At 37.9% G+C, this 17840-nt stretch carries 18 protein-coding genes; 13 read left to right on the forward strand and 5 right to left on the reverse strand.

Features of this window, described 5'->3' with window-relative positions; all coding sequences use genetic code 11:
- The first annotated feature begins 66 nt into the window (after positions 1-66).
- The 12 genes from BLR27_RS02140 to BLR27_RS02195 all read left to right on the forward strand — a co-directional run bounded on the left by BLR27_RS02140 (position 67) and on the right by BLR27_RS02195 (position 9421).
- Positions 67-729: a heme exporter protein CcmB gene (locus BLR27_RS02140; protein ID WP_090698876.1), complete on the forward strand. Its 663-nt coding sequence runs from the start codon at positions 67-69 to the stop codon at positions 727-729.
- Between the two features lie 11 nt (positions 730-740).
- Positions 741-1406, forward strand: coding sequence for a cytochrome c biogenesis protein (ccsA, locus tag BLR27_RS02145; RefSeq protein WP_090699357.1), 666 nt, complete (start codon positions 741-743; stop codon positions 1404-1406).
- Positions 1407-1469: 63 nt separating this feature from the next.
- On the forward strand, positions 1470-1685 hold the full coding sequence (locus BLR27_RS02150) for a CcmD family protein (RefSeq protein ID WP_317040413.1): 216 nt from the start codon (positions 1470-1472) through the stop codon (positions 1683-1685).
- Positions 1686-1838: 153 nt separating this feature from the next.
- The gene (locus BLR27_RS02155; protein ID WP_090698879.1) at positions 1839-3275 is read left to right on the forward strand and encodes a Glu/Leu/Phe/Val family dehydrogenase; all 1437 of its coding nucleotides are present in this window, start codon (positions 1839-1841) and stop codon (positions 3273-3275) included.
- 162 nt (positions 3276-3437) lie between these two features.
- Complete coding sequence (locus BLR27_RS02160) at positions 3438-3848, forward strand: cytochrome c maturation protein CcmE domain-containing protein (RefSeq protein ID WP_090698883.1); 411 nt, start codon at positions 3438-3440, stop codon at positions 3846-3848.
- 7 nt (positions 3849-3855) lie between these two features.
- Complete coding sequence (locus tag BLR27_RS02165; RefSeq protein WP_090698887.1) at positions 3856-6321, forward strand: heme lyase CcmF/NrfE family subunit; 2466 nt, start codon at positions 3856-3858, stop codon at positions 6319-6321.
- Positions 6321-7097 (forward strand): Rossmann-like and DUF2520 domain-containing protein, encoded by a 777-nt coding sequence (locus BLR27_RS02170; protein ID WP_090698892.1) that lies wholly within the window; start codon positions 6321-6323, stop codon positions 7095-7097. Before BLR27_RS02165 ends, BLR27_RS02170 begins: the two co-directional genes overlap by 1 nt.
- 24 nt (positions 7098-7121) lie before the next feature.
- Positions 7122-7454: a 2Fe-2S iron-sulfur cluster-binding protein gene (locus BLR27_RS02175; RefSeq protein WP_090698898.1), complete on the forward strand. Its 333-nt coding sequence runs from the start codon at positions 7122-7124 to the stop codon at positions 7452-7454.
- A 12-nt stretch (positions 7455-7466) separates the two neighbouring features.
- Entirely contained in the window at positions 7467-7709 is a 243-nt protein-coding gene (gene iscX / locus BLR27_RS02180; protein WP_090698903.1) for a Fe-S cluster assembly protein IscX, read from the forward strand.
- A 117-nt stretch (positions 7710-7826) separates the two neighbouring features.
- Complete coding sequence (locus BLR27_RS02185) at positions 7827-8360, forward strand: KdsC family phosphatase (RefSeq protein WP_090698907.1); 534 nt, start codon at positions 7827-7829, stop codon at positions 8358-8360.
- A gap of 56 nt (positions 8361-8416) precedes the next feature.
- Entirely contained in the window at positions 8417-8776 is a 360-nt protein-coding gene (locus BLR27_RS02190; RefSeq protein WP_090698911.1) for a hypothetical protein, read from the forward strand.
- A gap of 69 nt (positions 8777-8845) precedes the next feature.
- On the forward strand, positions 8846-9421 hold the full coding sequence (locus BLR27_RS02195; RefSeq protein WP_090699364.1) for a Maf family protein: 576 nt from the start codon (positions 8846-8848) through the stop codon (positions 9419-9421).
- Between the two features lie 18 nt (positions 9422-9439).
- Here BLR27_RS02195 and BLR27_RS02200 read toward each other — a convergent pair whose 3' ends face one another.
- From BLR27_RS02200 to BLR27_RS02220, 5 genes are all read right to left on the reverse strand, one after another.
- Positions 9440-10351: a Ppx/GppA phosphatase family protein gene (locus BLR27_RS02200; RefSeq protein ID WP_090698915.1), complete on the reverse strand. Its 912-nt coding sequence runs from the start codon at positions 10349-10351 to the stop codon at positions 9440-9442.
- A gap of 335 nt (positions 10352-10686) precedes the next feature.
- Positions 10687-11991 (reverse strand): ABC transporter permease, encoded by a 1305-nt coding sequence (locus BLR27_RS02205; RefSeq protein ID WP_090698918.1) that lies wholly within the window; start codon positions 11989-11991, stop codon positions 10687-10689.
- 9 nt (positions 11992-12000) lie between these two features.
- Positions 12001-12897 carry an ABC transporter ATP-binding protein gene (locus BLR27_RS02210; RefSeq protein ID WP_090698922.1) on the reverse strand — a complete coding sequence of 299 codons (897 nt, stop codon included), beginning with the start codon at positions 12895-12897 and terminating at the stop codon, positions 12001-12003.
- A 214-nt stretch (positions 12898-13111) separates the two neighbouring features.
- The gene (locus tag BLR27_RS02215) at positions 13112-13669 is read right to left on the reverse strand and encodes a GNAT family N-acetyltransferase (protein WP_176767583.1); all 558 of its coding nucleotides are present in this window, start codon (positions 13667-13669) and stop codon (positions 13112-13114) included.
- Between the two features lie 59 nt (positions 13670-13728).
- Positions 13729-14835, reverse strand: a complete 1107-nt coding sequence (locus BLR27_RS02220; protein ID WP_090698927.1) for an AI-2E family transporter — start codon at positions 14833-14835, stop codon at positions 13729-13731.
- 219 nt (positions 14836-15054) lie between these two features.
- Here BLR27_RS02220 and BLR27_RS02225 point away from each other — a divergent pair, with 219 nt between their 5' ends.
- Positions 15055-17793, forward strand: a complete 2739-nt coding sequence (locus BLR27_RS02225) for a DUF1553 domain-containing protein (RefSeq protein ID WP_090698932.1) — start codon at positions 15055-15057, stop codon at positions 17791-17793.
- Positions 17794-17840: the final 47 nt, after the last annotated feature.

Here is a 17840-nt window from a genome sequence, read left to right on the forward strand (position 1 = left end):
ACATAGAAATATCCGAATCCGCTATTGAATACCTGAAACTGAAATTCAAAGTATATATTTGCTCCGATGGATTTATTCAACCAGGTGAAGTTTCTGATCCGTAAAGAGATCATGCTTGAGTGGCGTTCAAAATATGCTTTGAATGGAATACTCCTGTATGTTGTTTCTACTGTTTTTGTATGCTATCTGGCTTTTCGTGAGATCAGCAGTCCGCCAACGTGGAATGCTTTATTCTGGATCATTATGCTATTTGCTTCTGTAAATGCAATTACAAAAAGTTTTATTCAGGAAAGCAGAGGAAGGCAGCTATATTATTACACAATTACTGGTCCGCAGGCGATCATCATCTCCAAGATAATATATAACATCCTGCTGATGCTTATGCTTTCAGTAATTGCTTTGGGATTTTATACTCTTGTTTTTAAAAACCCATTGGGTGACCCATTGTTCTACATGCTTTCTGTACTATTGGGAAGTATAAGTTTTGCTTCTGTTTTTACAATGATATCCGGTATTGCATCCAAAGCAAGTAATGGAGGAGGGTTAATGGCCATTTTAAGTTTCCCCGTAATCATACCTCTGCTGGTCGTTCTGATCAAATTGTCTAAAAACGCAATGGATGGATTAGACAGGTCGGTTTCTTATGATGAGATCGGTGTGCTTCTGGCTATAAATGTTATCGTAATTACTACTTCTTTATTGTTATTTCCTTACCTTTGGCGCGATTAAAATACATGATTATGAATAAAAGCTGGTGGAAAATTCTGGCTACAGTTCTTGTACTGTTCTCCATTATTGCGGGTTTTTTATTTCATGTTCCAGCTAAGCCAATTCTGAACGAAACTATCCGAAATATTCATTTTCATGTTCCCATGTGGTTCTCTATGATCGTGATGCTGACCGTTTCTTTTATTTATAGTATCCGCTTCCTGAACTCCTCCAATGAGAATGATGATCTGATGGCAGTGGAAAGTGCTAACGTAGGTATTGTTTTTGGAGTTCTCGGACTGGTAACTGGTGCAGTTTGGGCTAAATTTACCTGGGGAGAGGCCTGGAGCAATGACCCGAAACAAAATAGTGCTGCAATTGCATTGCTGGTTTATCTGGCTTACCTGGTTCTTAGAAATTCACTCGAAGAAGAACAAAAAAGAGGAAGAATCTCAGCTGTTTATAATATTTTCGCTTTCCCGATCATGGTGGTGTTATTATTCATATTGCCCCGGATGACGGATTCACTTCATCCCGGAAACGGAGGTAACCCTGGCTTTAATACCAAGGATATGGCTCCTGAATTACGCCCTGTATTTTACCCTGCAGTTCTTGGATGGATATTGATCAGTACCTGGATCGCTACGATAAGGTACCGTATCCGAAAAATTGAAAATAAGCAGTATGATAATAATTGACAGCCCCAAACTGTAATAAAAATTTATTTTAATAACCAATACCAGTAAAATATAAATTCGAACATGATGAAAAATTTTATTCTAACGATCTGTTTAATGGTATCATTTTCTTTGGTCAGTTTAGCACAGAATTCAAATGGTGTTGATATGGCCAGCGAACTTAGAGAATCAGGAAAGATCTATGTAGTTGTGATGGTTATTGCTGTAATTTTCATCGGACTGGCAATTTATCTGTTCTCAATAGATAATCGATTAAAAAAAATCGAAAAGCAAAAATAGCCTGAAATCAAGGTTTAAATTCTTTTAGTAAGCTTTTTCTTGTACTTGGTTAATATGTACAATATACACTAAGTGATTTTGATTTTCAGTATCAGTTTTTTTCTGTCAACTTTGCAGTTGAAAACCAATTATTCAAATTAATAAATTTATTTTATGGCTAAGTCTATAGACGCAGCGCACTCAGAAACTTCATTTTTTGGTGACGTTTGCCAGTTTTTTGATCATGCAGCACAATTTACTTCCCATCCGGAAGGATTACTTGACCAGATCAGATCATGTAATAGTGTTTATCGTTTTCGTTTCCCAATTCGCCGTGGAAATGGTTTCGAAGTTATTGATGCCTGGAGAGTAGAGCATTCACATCACAAATCTCCTACAAAAGGTGGTATCCGCTACAGCGAAATGGTTAATGAAGATGAGGTAATGGCACTTGCGGCACTCATGACCTATAAATGCGCAATTGTAAATGTTCCTTTTGGTGGAGCTAAGGGTGGTATAAAGATCAATCCTAAAGAATACACAACAGCTGAGCTTGAAACAATCACCCGCAGGTATACTGTTGAATTGATAAAGAAGAATTTTATAGGCCCCGGAATTGATGTTCCTGCCCCAGATTATGGATCAGGTGAGCGTGAAATGAGCTGGATAGCCGATACGTATCAAACTATGAATCCCGGACAGCTTGATGCACTTGGATGTGTTACAGGAAAGCCTCTGGCATTGCACGGCATTGCAGGAAGGAAAGAAGCAACCGGACGTGGTGTAGCTATTGCCATTCGTGAATGTGTGGACGTAGCGGAAGATATGAAGAAACTGGGTCTTTCTGCAGGTATTTCAGGAAAGCGTGTTATTGTACAGGGTCTTGGTAATGTAGGATATCATACAATTAAGTATCTTCTTGAATTTGGTGCTACTGTAGTTGGTATCTGTGAATTTGAGGGTGCGATCTATAATTCTTCAGGTTTAAATCTGGATGAAGTATTCACTCACCGTAAATTGACTGGTTCAATTCTTGACTTTGCCGGTTCTCAACAAGAATTTAAAAATTCTGCCGAAGGATTGGAGCAGGATTGTGATATTCTTGTCCCTGCAGCCCTTGAAAATCAGATCACGATTGCTAATGTCGCAAATATTAAGGCTAAGATCATAGCTGAAGCAGCGAATGGACCAACAACTCCCGATGCGGCAGAAATACTTATCAATAGAGGTTGTATCATTATTCCTGATATGTATTGCAATGCAGGCGGAGTAACCGTATCTTATTTTGAGTGGCTAAAAAATCTTTCTCACGTTGCTTTCGGAAGAATGGATAAGCGCTACGAAGAAAATGCTAATCTAAACCTGGTAAACATGGTAGAGAAAACTACCGGTGTTTCCCTTGACGCAGCGCAGAGAAGTATGATCATTAAAGGTGCTTCAGAGCTTGAATTAGTTAATTCAGGATTGGAAGATACCATGATCAGATCATATCATGAGATCAGAGAAGTTCAACTTAGTAATCCTAAAATTGACGGACTCAGAACCGCAGCATTTGTCAGCTCTATCGATAAGGTGGCAGTTTCCTATATGAATATGGGTATCTGGCCTTAATTTTGCTGGCTTATTAATATTATGGAGCGGAATTTAATTGTTTCGCTCCATTTTTTATTTAGAATGATTCTAATATAGAAACAATCTTGTTATCATTGCACTGTAAGTATACTATTTAGTACTTTTGTAATTGCATTTAATTTCATTATTTAAAGCAAAGCCATGAAAAAAAGTTCAATCGCCGGTATAGTAATCATCGCATTAGCGATCGGTATAATCATCAGTACTTATGCAGATTCAAGTACTTATGGCTCATTTACTGATGCCAAAGAAACTGAATCTGAATTGCATGTTGTTGGTCAGCTAAATAAAGAGAAAGAACTTTTTTATGATCCTCAGCAAGATGCTAATTACTTTGCTTTTTACATGAGAGATAATCAGGGTTTGGAAAGTAAAGTTGTGTTCAATGGTTCCAAACCGCAGGATTTCGAGCGTTCAGAGCAAATAGTTTTAACCGGTAAAATGGTTGGTAATGAATTTCATGCCTCAAAAATTTTAATGAAGTGCCCTTCAAAATACACTAAAGACGAGGTAGAAGTTACGGAAGTATCTGCTTCTACTGCAAAAATTTAACTCTTAAATGGATATACAATACATTGGAGAAAACCTTCTTCCAGGGAAGCTAGGTCAATTCTTCATCATTTTATCATTTTGCACGGCCCTGCTTGCAACTATCTCCTATTATTTCGCAACTACTACCAACCTGTCTAAAGATTCTCTTGTTAGAGCAAATTCCGATGGATGGAAACGTATTGCCAGAATTGCCTTCCTGATAAACATTGCTGCAGTAATTGGGATTGGATCTTCTTTATACTACATTATTTATAATCATTTATTTGAGTACCACTATGCCTGGGCTCATTCATCCAAAATACTTCCCGTTTATTATATTATTTCTTCTTTCTGGGAAGGACAGGAGGGTAGTTTTTGGTTATGGATGTTCTGGCAGGCCTTCTTGGGTTTCATAATTCTTAGAAAAGGTAAGAGCTGGGAAAATTCAGTAATGACCACCATCATGCTGTCGCAGGCATTTATAGCTTCTATGCTTGTTGGAGTAGAGGTTTTTGGATTTAGAATAGGAAGTTCACCTTTTATTTTGCTTAGAGATGCAGTTCCTGGACCGATCTTCCAGCGTGGCGATTACCTGAGCCTGATTACGGATGGTAATGGTTTGAATCCATTGCTTCAAAATTACTGGATGGTCATTCACCCACCGACATTGTTTTTGGGCTTTGCATCGATGATCGTTCCTTTTGCTTATGCCATTGGCGGACTTTGGGAAAAAAGATATTCTGATTGGATTAAACCTGCATTGCCATGGACATTGTTTGCAGTTATGATCCTTGGAACTGGTATCATAATGGGTTCATTCTGGGCATATGAGGCCCTGAATTTTGGAGGTTTCTGGGCATGGGATCCGGTTGAAAATGCCTCAATTATTCCATGGATGACTTTAATTGCAGCTGTGCACGTTCTTATCGCTTACAAAAATTCCGGACATTCATATTTTACAGCTACTTTCCTGGTTTTGATAAGTTTTGTGCTCGTATTATATGCATCATTTCTGACCAGAAGCGGTATCCTGGGTGAAACATCTGTTCATGCCTTTACCGATCTTGGAATGTTTTGGCATCTGGTATTATATGTTCTGGCCTTCTTGTTTATCGCAGTAATTTTTCTGGTTATTCGCTGGAAAGAACTTCCGATTACAAAAAAGGATGAGGAAACATACTCGCGCGAGTTCTGGCTTTTTATCGGTGCTTTGGTTATTTCTATTGCCTGTCTGCAGATTCTGGCAACTACATCAGTTCCGGTATTTAATGCCATTTTCGGTACTGAGATAGCTCCGCCTGCAAACGTAATTGCACATTATAATAAATGGCAGGTTCCGTTTGCTGTAGTTATCGCATTTATTTCAGCATTCTCTCAGTTTCTGAAGTATAAGAAAACAGATCCGAAGAAATTCTTTATCAGCATTTCCGTATCGCTTGTTATCTCTTTATTCATTACAGCTGCAGCCGTTTACATCATGGATATCTATACCAATGTGATGTATATTATTCTAACCTATGCTTCTGTATTCTCAATTATTGCAAACGCCAGGATACTCGGAGATGCATTTACCGGAAAATGGAGACTTGCAGGTTCTGCAGTTGCCCATATCGGATTCGCCATGTTATTGGTAGGTGCACTGGTTGCTGCTGCAACTAATAAAGTGGTTTCAATTAATAATACAGGGATTGGTTTTGGTGATGAATTTGCCAAGAATAATAACCCCCGTGAAAATATCATTCTTTACAAGGATGAACCAGTAAAAATGGACAGGTATACAGTAACCTATCTTGGCGATTCTGTTGAAGGGGTAAATACTTATTACAGGATCAATTACAAGGTTATTAATGAAGAAACCGGTAAGGAAAAGGAGAATTTTACCTTATATCCCAATGCTCAGCAAAATGCCAAAATGAGGCAGATCATTGCATCGCCTGATACAAAACATTATATGTTCCATGATATTTATACGCACGTTAGCAGTGTGCCATTAAAGGAAGAAGATCATGAGGAGCATGAAGGCCATTCGGATGATGAGAGTTATGAAAAGCCACTTACCTATGAGATAAATGTTGGCGATACTGTCAGATTCAGAGAAGGATTTATTCTTGTTAAAGGAATTAACCGCGATGCCCAAATTCAAAATATACCTGTAGGTGAAAAAGATATTGCTATCGGACTGCAGTTAGAAGTGAATTCAGATGGTAAAGTATATCCATCTGAACCAATTTATCTTTTAAAAGACGGATCAAAATTTGATTTTGGCAAAAAAGTAGATGAAAAAGGATTGAAATTTCGTTTTACAAATGTATTCCCTGATAAGAACAAATTAGAGTTAATGGTTTACCAGAAGCCAAAGCCTGAAAAAACCTGGGTAGTGCTAAAAGCTATTGAGTTCCCTTATATTAATTTATTCTGGGGTGGTACAATCATTATGGTTATTGGATTTATATTATCCATTTTCCGACGAAATAAGGAAATAAAGCAAGCCTGATGAATATAGTATTAGTGGGTAGTGGCAATGTGGCTACTCAATTAGGCCGGGCCTTTAAAATGGCCGGACAGGATATTGTTCAGGTTTGGAGCAGGAACATTGATCATGCACGTGAGTTGGCAGATACTTTGGCTTCAGAACCGATTTCTGATCTGTTTGATCTGGATAAAAACGCAGATCTATACATTATTTCTGTTAAAGACGAAGCCATTAAGCAACTGGCCCATGAATTAAAAGTTGGAGATAAACTGATCGTTCATACTTCCGGATCCACCGGAATGGATGTCCTTGAGGGCTCTTCAACTAAAATTGGTGTTTTTTATCCTTTGCAGACCTTTTCAAAGGTTAAATCTGTCGATTTCAGGCTAATTCCAATAGCCATTGAAGGAAATACGCCAGAGGTTGCATCAACCATTCATGCTATCGCGGATCGATTGTCTGAAAAAGTTATCGAATTAAGTTCTGAACAAAGAAAAGCACTTCATATTGCAGCTGTATTTGCATGCAACTTTACCAACCATCTTTTTGCTTTATCGCAGGAATTACTCAGTGAGCAAAATCTCGATTTTGATCTTTTAAGACCATTGATCACAGAAACTGCCAGCAAAGTTCAATTAAACGATCCGATTACTATGCAAACAGGCCCTGCAGTACGGAGAGATCAGTCGACAATGGATGCCCATCTTGATTTGCTTAGCGATAAACCTGAGTTGAAAGAGCTTTATCAAAAACTAAGTCAAAGCATAGTCAATTTACACGAGCGATCTCAAGGCTGAATTTAAATTGCTATTTTTGCAACAATGAACATTTTCAAGTTAAAAATCAATTTTGAGGAAACTTCAAAGCCATCTTTGGAGTTACCCATTGCTGAAGGAGAATCAGTTTTGGATGTCTGTCTCGATAATGGGATAGAATTACAACATAATTGTGGAGGAGTTTGCGGATGCAGTACTTGTCAGGTTTATGTTAATTCCGGTATGGATTTCCTTCAGGAGATATCAGATAAAGAGGAAGATTTTATTGACCGGGCAGTTAATCCACGTATAAACTCACGTTTAGGTTGTCAGTGTGTAGTTATCGATGGGAATATCGAGGTTACACTTCCGGATCAGCATCAATTTTTAGGACATTAATAAGGTTTACAAATGGCAAACGACAAATTTGAATTACCAATTCACTGGAAAGATCACGAAGATATTGCTATGGGACTTTACGAAAAGTTCGGTGATGATTTTGGTGAATCCCAGATCTATAGAATACGCTTTACAGATCTGCTTGAGTGGATCTTAAGTCTTCCTAATTTTGTGGGTACCCGCGAAGAAAGTACTGAAGGTCATTTAGAACAGATCCAGTCTGCCTGGGTTTACGAATGGCGCGATAACCAATAAGATTTCGGAAGTTGGAGGTCGGAAGTCAGAGGTCTGATGTCGGAAGTCTGAAGTCGGAAATCATACCTCAGTCCTCATACTTAAGTCCTCAGTCCTCATACCTCAAATTTCAACAATATGTTCCTCGAAAAACTTAAACATCTTAAAGCTATTGTTCTGGATGTAGACGGTGTTCTTACAAATGGAATTTTGCTGCTTACCGAATCCGGAGAGCAACTCAGACAATTTAATATTAAGGATGGCTATGCTTTGCAGCTTGCCGTAAAAAAGGGAATTAAGATCGCAGCTCTGTCTGGCGCACGCTCTAAGGGTGTTGAACATCGTTTAAGGGGTCTGGGCATTCAGGATGTTTTTCTGGGACTTGACTCAAAGCTTGAAGTTTATACAAATTACCTGCTTCAGAATGACCTGACTCCTGATCAGGTATTATTTATGGGCGATGATATTCCCGATCTTCAGGTTATGAAACTTGCTGGTCTTGCTGTTTGTCCTTTGGATGCTGTGGAGGAAATAAAAGCTATTTCACACTATATTTCTTCCAAAAATGGAGGCGAAGGATGTGTCAGAGATATTGTTGAGAAGGTCTTAAAGATTCAGAACTTATGGATGGATACGGATCCTTCTGCTGCTGATGGATCTGGAACAGTTTAATTTTCTTAGGATTAAACTTTTTGTTTATATTTCTGTCCTATCAAAAAACTAAACAGATGAAAAGACTATTTATTATTTTCGGACTCTTCCTTAGTTTCACAACTATTGCAAGTGCTCAGGGCAGAATGCAAATGGGAACACCTGAAGAAAGAGCAACACGTCAGCTTTCACAACTAGAATCTTTAAAACTCAGTCAGGAGCAGAAAGTAAAATTGGCTTCTGTTTTTCTTTGGTCGGCGACTAAGGTTGACAGTATTAGAACATCACTTAATGGTGATTTTGAGGCAATGCGTCCAAAGATGATGCCTGTTCAGGTTGAAACTAATAAAATGGTCAATTTGATTTTGAATGAAGAGCAAAAAAAGGCTTATGAAGCGATCCTGGAAGAGCGCCGCAGCAGAATGAGAAATAACTAATTTTAGATTTTATATGATTGAAAAGCGGCTTCTGGCCGCTTTTCTTATTTTTGCTGAAATTTTATGGATATGATCGAAAAATTCCCTCCTATTATATTGGCTTCCAAATCACCACGCAGACAGGAATTGCTTCAGCTGATGGGAATTGATTTCACTGTCGTTCTAAAGGATGTTGATGAAAGTTATCCTGCCGGACTATCACCATCAGAGATAGCAGTTCATATTGCAGAAAAAAAAGTGAGAGCATTTGATGAAGCGATAAGCAATGAAATTGTCATAACAGCTGATACGATCGTTTCGCTTGAGGGACGAATTCTTGGTAAACCTGAAAATGCAGATCATGCTTTTGAAATCCTTTCGGATCTTTCCGGGAAAAGACATGAGGTTATTACAGCGGTAAGCTTGCTAAAACATCATCAGGTTAAAAGTTTTTTCGAGGTTTCTGAAGTATTCTTTAAACCCATTAGTGCTGAACAGATCAGTTATTATATTTCTACTTACCATCCAATGGATAAGGCAGGAGCTTATGGCATTCAGGAATGGATCGGGCTTGTTGCTGTTGAGAAGATCATTGGTTCCTATAGTAATATTGTCGGACTTCCAACGCACCGGCTGTATGAGGAGTTATGCATGCTTGTTGATTGATCTCCTCGGGTACAGAAATCATATCATTTCAAATAGTATTCCTTCTTTCAGGGAATACGTTGAAAGTTTTAGAGCTTTAAACGTGTAAGTATTGAGGATATATCGGGTTAATAATGTTGCGACAACAATCATATCTACCCTAACTGCTGGAATGCTAGCGGTCATAGCCCGTTCTTCATGACTACTGCCAATGATGAATTTTGCTATTCTTTCGAATTGATTTAGTTCAATATTAAATTCAGGTTTTTCGAATAGGATACTGAATTCCGGATCGATCATGCTAGCAAATGTTTCAAATGCCCCGGCTGAGCCTATAAGTTGTATTGGTTTGTAAATATCCAACTGAATTTTTAAATCGCTAAGAATGGAATTCAGAAAGGAATAGAGCTCGTTTATATTCGATTCAGAAATCGGGTCTGATTTGTGAAACTGGTCCATAAGCCTTGCTGCTCCTATGTCAAAGCTTTTTTTCCAGAATATCTGATCTTTATCGCAAATGATAAATTCAACACTTCCACCACCAATATCCATGATCAAACTGTTTTGGTCTTTCATGTTGAGCGCTGCCCGAACACCAGAAAAGATCAATTCTGCTTCCCGGTTTCCGTCTATTATTTCTATTTCTATTCCTGTTTCTGCCAAAACTTGCCTGATAAATTCAGCGCCATTTGAAGCAGATCGTAATGCAGAGGTGGCAACAGCTTTAACCTGAACTGCCTTATGTTGATCAATGTTCTTCTTAAACTGCCTGAGGGCAGAAATGCCACGTTCAAAAGCCGAAATAGTGATTTGGCCATCTCTCATTCCCCCTTCGCCAAGTTTCACTGGAATGGTTTCCTGAAATATGATTTCCGGTCTTTTCACATTAAGCTCTGCAATCAGTAAATGAAAGGTATTGGTACCCAGATCAATGATGGCAATGGAATTCATTGGTGAGTTGTAAGTATTAAGTTATAAGTTTTAAGTAATAAGTTTTAAGAAATTAGTAATAAGTTATATGTTAAAGGCGAATTTTGCCGCTTGTTGTTAACTTTCAGCTTTCTCATTTCAGCTTTTAACTTTCAGTCAAAAGACAAATTTTATCTACAGCAGAATTAAATACTTATAACATAATACTTACAACTAATTAATTAATAAGTTAACAATGGAGCATAAATTTAGCTTTTACCTTTCAGCTTTCGCCTTTCAGCCAAAAAGCTAAATTTTATCTACAGCAGAATTAAATACTTACAACTTAATACTTACAACTTATAACTATAAAAACCTCACTCCCTATACATAAACCACTTACCCAACTCCTTAAAGCTTACCTTTTTTCCATACATCAGAATGCCGACCCGGTAAATACGTGATGCGACCCATGTAGTAAATATAAATCCTCCGATCAGCAGGAAAATGGATAAGGCGAGTTCCCAGTTTGGAACCCCGAATGGAAGTCTGACCATCATGGCAATAGGTGAAGTAAAAGGAATAATACTGAGCCAGAATGATAAACTGCTGTCAGGATTGTTTACAATAAAGCTAAATGACATGATATAGGTAAAAAGAAGGGGCAGGGTAATTGGCAGCATAAATTGCTGGGTTTCCGTATCACTGTCTACCGCTGATCCCACCGCCGCGAAAAGAGCAGAGTAAAGCATATACCCACCAAGGAAAAATATGATGAATACAGGTAGAATATACGTCCATTGAACCGTTTGAACTGCCTTAACAATATCCATTCCAGGACCGTCATTTTGAACTGTCTCCATCTGTTTAGACATTGGCATTTCTGATTTCACCTGCTCAACTTTATCCTTAAATAAGATAGTTGTGGCAAGGGTCATTAGGCTTGCTGAAAGCACTATCCACAACATAAATTGAGTTAAACCAACTAATCCAATCCCAATGATTTTACCCATCATAAGCTGGAATGGTTTTACGGATGAAATTACCACCTCAACAATTCTGCTTGTCTTTTCTTCAATAATGCCTCTCATTACCTGAATGCCATAAATAAAGAGTGACATATAGATCAGTATTGCAGCAGCAAAGCCAACTGCCATTGCGGCACCAGAACTACTGTCTTTCTCACCTTCAATGGTTAGTTCTTTAGATACTACAGACAGATTAGGCTTGATTTTGTCGAGAGTTTCTGAATCTATGCCTGCATCTTTTAATAGCTTAATGCGCATTTGGTCGTTTAACTGCCTTTCTATGGTACTGATGACAGATAATCCGGCCTTTTTCTGCGCGAACATCTCAATACTACCTCCGGTACTGATATCTTTTGGAATATAAAGTACGAATGCATCTTCGTTATTAATTACCTTCTTTTTGGCTTCAGTTAATGAAAGTTCAGATGCCTCGAAATTTACAGACTTTTTATCTTCAAAGTTCTTGTTAAATATTCCGCTTTCATCTATTACCTCAACTGTTGGAATATTATCCCCTCCACTCATTGATAAAGCAAATATCAGGGCATACATTCCGATGATAAGCATTGGAACCAGAAAGGTCATTATCAGGAACGACTTCTTTTTAACCCTGCTGAAATATTCTCTTTTTATTATTAGTAGCGTTTTGTTCATGATGAAGAATTAATTTTTAACGTTCTGAATAAAGATGTCGTTCATGCTTGGGATGATCTCCATAAGTTCAGTGATCTGCACTTGAGGGATTAAAAAATTAAGCAGATCGTTGACTGAATATTTCGGATTGATCTGAATGGTCAGATGGGTGATCCCATCTTCGATTTTTTCATCATTGATACTGAATATTGGATTCTCCGGAGCATTGATTCTTCCTGTAAATGCGATCCGGTAGGTATTATTTCTATAGATGTTCTTGATATCCTTAACTTTCCCATCAAGTATTTTTTTCGATTTATGAATCAGGGCAATGCTATCACATAATTGTTCAACCGACTCCATCCGGTGCGTAGAAAAGATAATGGTAGCACCTTTACTATTTAATTCAAGTATCTCATTGGTAATAAGTTGGGCATTTACCGGATCAAAGCCTGAAAAAGGTTCATCCAGAATAATAAGTTCAGGACCGTGTACCACAGTAGCAATGAATTGAACTTTCTGCTGCATTCCTTTACTCAGATCCTCCACTTTCTTATTCCACCAGCTCTGGATGCCCATTTTTTCAAACCAAAATTTGATTCTGGCTGTAGCATCCGATTTTGAAAGTCCTTTGAGCTGTGCCAGATAAAGCATTTGCTCACCTATTTCCATTTTCTTGTATAATCCGCGCTCTTCCGGCAGGTAGCCAATAGTGGATATATGTGATGGATTTAATTTCTCCCCATTCAGAAATATCTCACCCTGATCGGGCGCAGTGATCTGATTGATGATACGAATCAGCGAGGTTTTGCCTGCACCGTTCGGACCCAGGAGCCCGAAAATAGATCCTTTTTCTACCTCAATAGAAACATTATCTAAAGCACGATGGTTAGCATATTGCTTAACGATATTTCTGATACTCAGCATTTTTTTGATTTATTTTTTTTTGATTTTTAGATACTGCTTTTTACGCTTTGTTACATTTTCCTGATTAAATAAACCTTCAAAACATAGCAGTCAGTTTAGTTTTTTCAGATTTGTTTATCAGGGTTGACCAGGACGAATTTAGGACAATGCCTGGAAAAAAAATAGAATGCCGGACCTGCTGAATACGTTCAGCCTGAATTTTGTAAGTTTAATATCAGGTCTTATTTGAGTAATTAATGTTCTTCATCTCGTACAATACACAAATTTTAAGCCTTTCATTATTTGTTAACATTGAATGCTCAAACTCGTAAAGTTTTTTCATCCCGATATTGGTCATGATGTGTTCCGACCTCGAATTTACTTTTGGCGCTATTGAATAAATTTTTTCAATTTTCAGATCATTAAAAGCATATTCTAAACATTTTTTCGCACCCTCGGTTGCAAAACCTTTATTCCATTCCGAATTTTTTAGTCTCCAGCCAATGTCTATACAGGGTGTAAATTCAGCTTTATAGTTTTGTTCTGAAAGCCCGATGAAGCCAATAAATTCATTGGTGTCAAGTTTGTCTACAGCAAAATAACAAAATCCTTTTGCCTCAAACTGTGATCGCATTCTATCGATAAAGTTTAATGTCTGCTCTTTGGAATTTACATCCGGGAAAAACTCCATGACTTTTTCATCCGCATTGATTCTGGCCATAGGTTCCAGGTCTGATGTTAACCAATTCCTGAATCCTAGTCGCTCTGATTTAAAAATATAGGTTCTTTTCACCCCTAAGAAGTCATTTTATGAACATGAAATGATCGCAAAATCCGATATTGCAAATATAATCATGTTTTTTTTTGTCCCCTAAACAGGTTTTGAAGTCTTTTTGAAAGTAAAACATCTCCTTTACTTTTTTCTTTTTCTATAAGATATCCAAAAGGCTTAAGCGGTGTAACATGGTCGCAAATGATCTTTACTATCCCTAGCATGGGAATAGCCATGATCATTCCCGGAATTCCCCATATAATTTCCATAAATACAAGAACCAGTATAGTAAACAGAGGATTGATATTTACTTCTGATCCAACAACCAATGGTTCCAGAATATAAGTTTGAATGAACTGAATCATCATATATGTAATAAATACTCCAAGAACCATCCCGTTACTTCCGCCCTGTGAAATAACCATTAAAATGGTAAGGCTTGTACCAGTCAAATTTCCAATGAAGGGAACGATCTCGAGTAATCCACATAATACAGCAAAAAATATGGCGCTTTCTACTCCAACAATGCTGAAACCTATTCCATACATCAGCCATAGAATGGCAATCATCATCCCAAGTCCGGAAAGATATTTTTGAGAAACTTTACCGGCATCAGAAATGATCTTTTCTGTTTCTTTAACATCCGTAGCCGGAACAAGCATCAAAATGAATTTCTTTAAATGAGAACGTGAGCTAAGAAATAGAAACACGTAAACAAGTACCAGAATACATTTGACCATAATGCCCATCAGGGAACTAAGCAATGATCCTGCTATACCTATTGCCCCAGATCCGCTGGATGGTTGTCCGTTCATCCATTGCATTTGGGTTTCTTTTGAGATCCCGATATTTTCGGCAACGAATTGCCTGATATCTTCAATAATTTTCTCTATCCGGTTACTTATCTGATACAGATTCTCAGATATTCCTGATGCTTGCCATGAAACAAGATAAATAATGCCCCCAAGTATAGATATCAGAAAAAGTAAACATAGTAAGCTTGCTAATGTTCTGTGAAGGCCTTTGTTTTCAAACCATCTTGATAATGGGACCAACAGCATTGCGAGAAGAGCGCTAATTGCAATCGGAATCAAAAATTGACGGGCAAAGTATAATCCACTAATAACTAAAAAAATAAAAATAATGACGGAGATACTTTTTACAAGTGATGGTGAGGTATTAAACATAGTTCAATGATTGGCCAATTCTCTTAAATATAGCCTGAAAAATTATGTTTTGGTAATTTCTTTTAATTATTAACAGATAATCATTGATTAGAATCTTTTATGTCCATTTTAATGATTTAATACCTGAGTTATTAGCACGGCTATTTACAATTCAGGATAATTAGGTTGTAGATTCAATTATTAATCAGGAATTTATATCTTTAAAATAACGATTGCATTATGAAGCTGTTCTATTCAAAAAAACTCATCATTATAGCTTCGCTGCTCATCATTGTAGCAGTGTTATATAAGTTAGCAATACCTGATCCTCAGGTCGACTATAATACTCAGGTTAAACCAATCATTAATAAAAAGTGTATTTCATGCCATGGCGGAGTAAAGCAGGAAGCTGGATTTAGCTTGCTTTTTCAGGAAGAGGCTCTGGGTATAACAGAATCCGGAAAACCGGCAATACTGCCTGGAAATCCGGATGAAAGTGAACTTATAAAAAGGATATCGCATACAGATCCTGACGAAAGGATGCCCTACAAGCATGAAGCCCTTTCAGAGGAAGAAATAGATATTTTACGTCAATGGATTAAGGAAGGAGCAAAATGGGGCGAGCACTGGGCCTATATTTCAGTTAAGAAACAGGATGTTCCTGATTACAGCAGTAAATGGATAAGGAATGATGTTGATCAGTTTGTTTATCAAAAATTGGATGAAGAAAATCTAAAGCCTTCATCTGAAGCTGACAAAGCAACATTGCTCAGGCGGCTTAGCCTTGATCTCATAGGTATGCCCGCTTCTGAACAGATAGCTGCAAAGTACCTTAAAGATAATTCCGACAAGGCCTATGATAACCTTGTCAATGACTTGATGGCATCTTCCCGCTATGGAGAAAGGTGGACCAGCCTCTGGCTCGATCTTTCCCGTTATGCAGATACAAGAGGTTATGAAGCAGACCGTGGAAGAAATATCTGGAAATACCGCGACTGGCTTATTAATGCTTTCAATACAGATAAACCTTATAATGACTTTTTAATAGAGCAGCTAGCGGGCGACCTGATGCCGGATCCTGATGATGCAAAATACATAGCTACCGCTTTTCATCGCAATACCATGACCAATGATGAAGGCGGAACAGATAATGAAGAATTCAGAACTGCTGCAGTAATGGATAGGGTAAATACCACCTGGACTGCCTTAATGGGGACCACTTTTAACTGTGTTCAATGCCATAGTCACCCTTATGACCCTTTTAAAAGTGACGAATATTATAAATTCCTGGCCTTCTTTAATAACAGCCGTGATGAAGACACCCAGTCGGAATATCCGGTACTGCGCCAGTACAATACTGCGGATAGTTTAAAGTTCAGTCAATTGATCGGATGGTTAAGGAATAATGTTTCTGAAGCAGCAGCAAGAAAATATCATGTCTTTCTAAAAACCTGGCAGCCAACAATAAATTCCTTGCAATGTGATCAATTTGTGAACGGAGCACTGATCAGTAGCTGGTATGCCGGTTTGCGTAATAAGGGTACCTGCCGACTGAAAAATGTAGTTCTGGAGAATAAAAACCAACTCATGTTTCGCTATAACAGCAATTATGATGGTGGTAAATGGTTTATTTACCTGGATAGTTTAAATGGGCAATTAGTAAAAACAATTCCACTGTCAAATACAAAGGGTCAATGGCAGATAATAAGTACCACGTTTCCGCAAATAAAGGGGAAACATAATCTGTATTTTAAATATTATAGTCCTGCCATAAAAACAGCAGATGAAACTGGTGTACAGTTCGAGTGGTTTCAGTTTGATCAGAATTTTCCCGGTAAAGGCAAGCCCGGATTTGAACTTGCCTATAAAGATTTTAATTATTTAATGCAGGCAAAAGTGGATGCAACACCAATAATGTTTGAAAATAACGGAGATCAATACAGAGCTACCCATGTTTTTGAAAGAGGAAACTGGATGGTTAAAGGCAAGGCAGTTAAAGCTGATGTTCCTGATATTATGAATCCGCTACCACCAAATGTGCCGAGAAACAGGTTGGGGATGGCACTTTGGTTGACTGACAAGAAAAATCCTTTGGTTGCCCGTACAATGGTCAATCGTTTATGGGAACAGTTATTTGGATATGGATTAGCTGAAACACTGGAAGATCTGGGAACCCAGGGTATTTCACCAACTCATAAGGAATTGCTGGATCATCTTTCATGGAAATTTATGAATGAATATAACTGGAGTATCAAGCGACTGTTAAAAGAGATCGTAACATCCGCAACTTACAGACAAGATTCAAAAGTGAATGATGAGCTGATCAAAAAGGATCCGAATAATAAATTTTATGCCCGAGGCTCGAGGGTTAGATTATCTGCTGAACAGCTGAGAGATCAGGGGCTTGAGGTAAGTAACCTATTGAGTAAGAAAATGTATGGCAAAAGTGTCATGCCATTTCAGCCAACAGGTATTTGGCGTTCTCCATACAACGGGGATGTTTGGAAGATGAGTGAAGCTGAGGATCAGTTTAGAAGAGCACTTTATACCTATTTAAAGCGAACAGCACCTTACCCTTCAATGATCACATTTGATGGAGGTGCCAGAGAAGTTTGTATCCCAAGAAGAATAAGAACCAATACTCCTTTGCAGGCATTAACATCATTAAATGATTCTACTTCTCATGTTATTGCCAGAAACCTTGCGTACCGGATGCAGAAAACAGGTGGTAAAGAAGCCAATAAGCAGATACAGAAGGGCTATGAAATTATGATGTATAAGCCCATCTCGCCAGTCAGGCAAAAGGCTCTTGTAGATCTGTATAATGCAGCATTGAATAAATTTAAAAAGGATCATAAGGCAGTTAATGAAATTGTAGGCCTTAAGGACAAAGAAAAAGGCAGCAATGCAGAAACAGCAGCTATGGTAGTTGTTGCAGGGGCTATGTTGAACATGGATGAGTGGCTGAATAAAAATTAGTTTTATGCTTTCTCCTGATTTCAGGCTGATGCTGGTATGGTCGCACA

The organism is Daejeonella rubra (genome assembly GCF_900103545.1).
Classification (GTDB): Bacteria; Bacteroidota; Bacteroidia; order Sphingobacteriales; family Sphingobacteriaceae; genus Daejeonella; species Daejeonella rubra.

Coding starts and splice junctions, on each gene's coding strand:
- BLR27_RS02140 (WP_090698876.1), top strand. CDS start 67: ATGGATTTATTCAACCAGGTGAAGTTTCTGATCCGTAAAGAGATCATG.
- ccsA (WP_090699357.1), top strand. CDS start 741: ATGAATAAAAGCTGGTGGAAAATTCTGGCTACAGTTCTTGTACTGTTC.
- BLR27_RS02150 (WP_317040413.1), top strand. CDS start 1,470: ATGATGAAAAATTTTATTCTAACGATCTGTTTAATGGTATCATTTTCT.
- BLR27_RS02155 (WP_090698879.1), top strand. CDS start 1,839: ATGGCTAAGTCTATAGACGCAGCGCACTCAGAAACTTCATTTTTTGGT.
- BLR27_RS02160 (WP_090698883.1), top strand. CDS start 3,438: ATGAAAAAAAGTTCAATCGCCGGTATAGTAATCATCGCATTAGCGATC.
- BLR27_RS02165 (WP_090698887.1), top strand. CDS start 3,856: ATGGATATACAATACATTGGAGAAAACCTTCTTCCAGGGAAGCTAGGT.
- BLR27_RS02170 (WP_090698892.1), top strand. CDS start 6,321: ATGAATATAGTATTAGTGGGTAGTGGCAATGTGGCTACTCAATTAGGC.
- BLR27_RS02175 (WP_090698898.1), top strand. CDS start 7,122: ATGAACATTTTCAAGTTAAAAATCAATTTTGAGGAAACTTCAAAGCCA.
- iscX (WP_090698903.1), top strand. CDS start 7,467: ATGGCAAACGACAAATTTGAATTACCAATTCACTGGAAAGATCACGAA.
- BLR27_RS02185 (WP_090698907.1), top strand. CDS start 7,827: ATGTTCCTCGAAAAACTTAAACATCTTAAAGCTATTGTTCTGGATGTA.
- BLR27_RS02190 (WP_090698911.1), top strand. CDS start 8,417: ATGAAAAGACTATTTATTATTTTCGGACTCTTCCTTAGTTTCACAACT.
- BLR27_RS02195 (WP_090699364.1), top strand. CDS start 8,846: ATGATCGAAAAATTCCCTCCTATTATATTGGCTTCCAAATCACCACGC.
- BLR27_RS02200 (WP_090698915.1), bottom strand. CDS start 10,351: ATGAATTCCATTGCCATCATTGATCTGGGTACCAATACCTTTCATTTA.
- BLR27_RS02205 (WP_090698918.1), bottom strand. CDS start 11,991: ATGAACAAAACGCTACTAATAATAAAAAGAGAATATTTCAGCAGGGTT.
- BLR27_RS02210 (WP_090698922.1), bottom strand. CDS start 12,897: ATGCTGAGTATCAGAAATATCGTTAAGCAATATGCTAACCATCGTGCT.
- BLR27_RS02220 (WP_090698927.1), bottom strand. CDS start 14,835: ATGTTTAATACCTCACCATCACTTGTAAAAAGTATCTCCGTCATTATT.
- BLR27_RS02225 (WP_090698932.1), top strand. CDS start 15,055: ATGAAGCTGTTCTATTCAAAAAAACTCATCATTATAGCTTCGCTGCTC.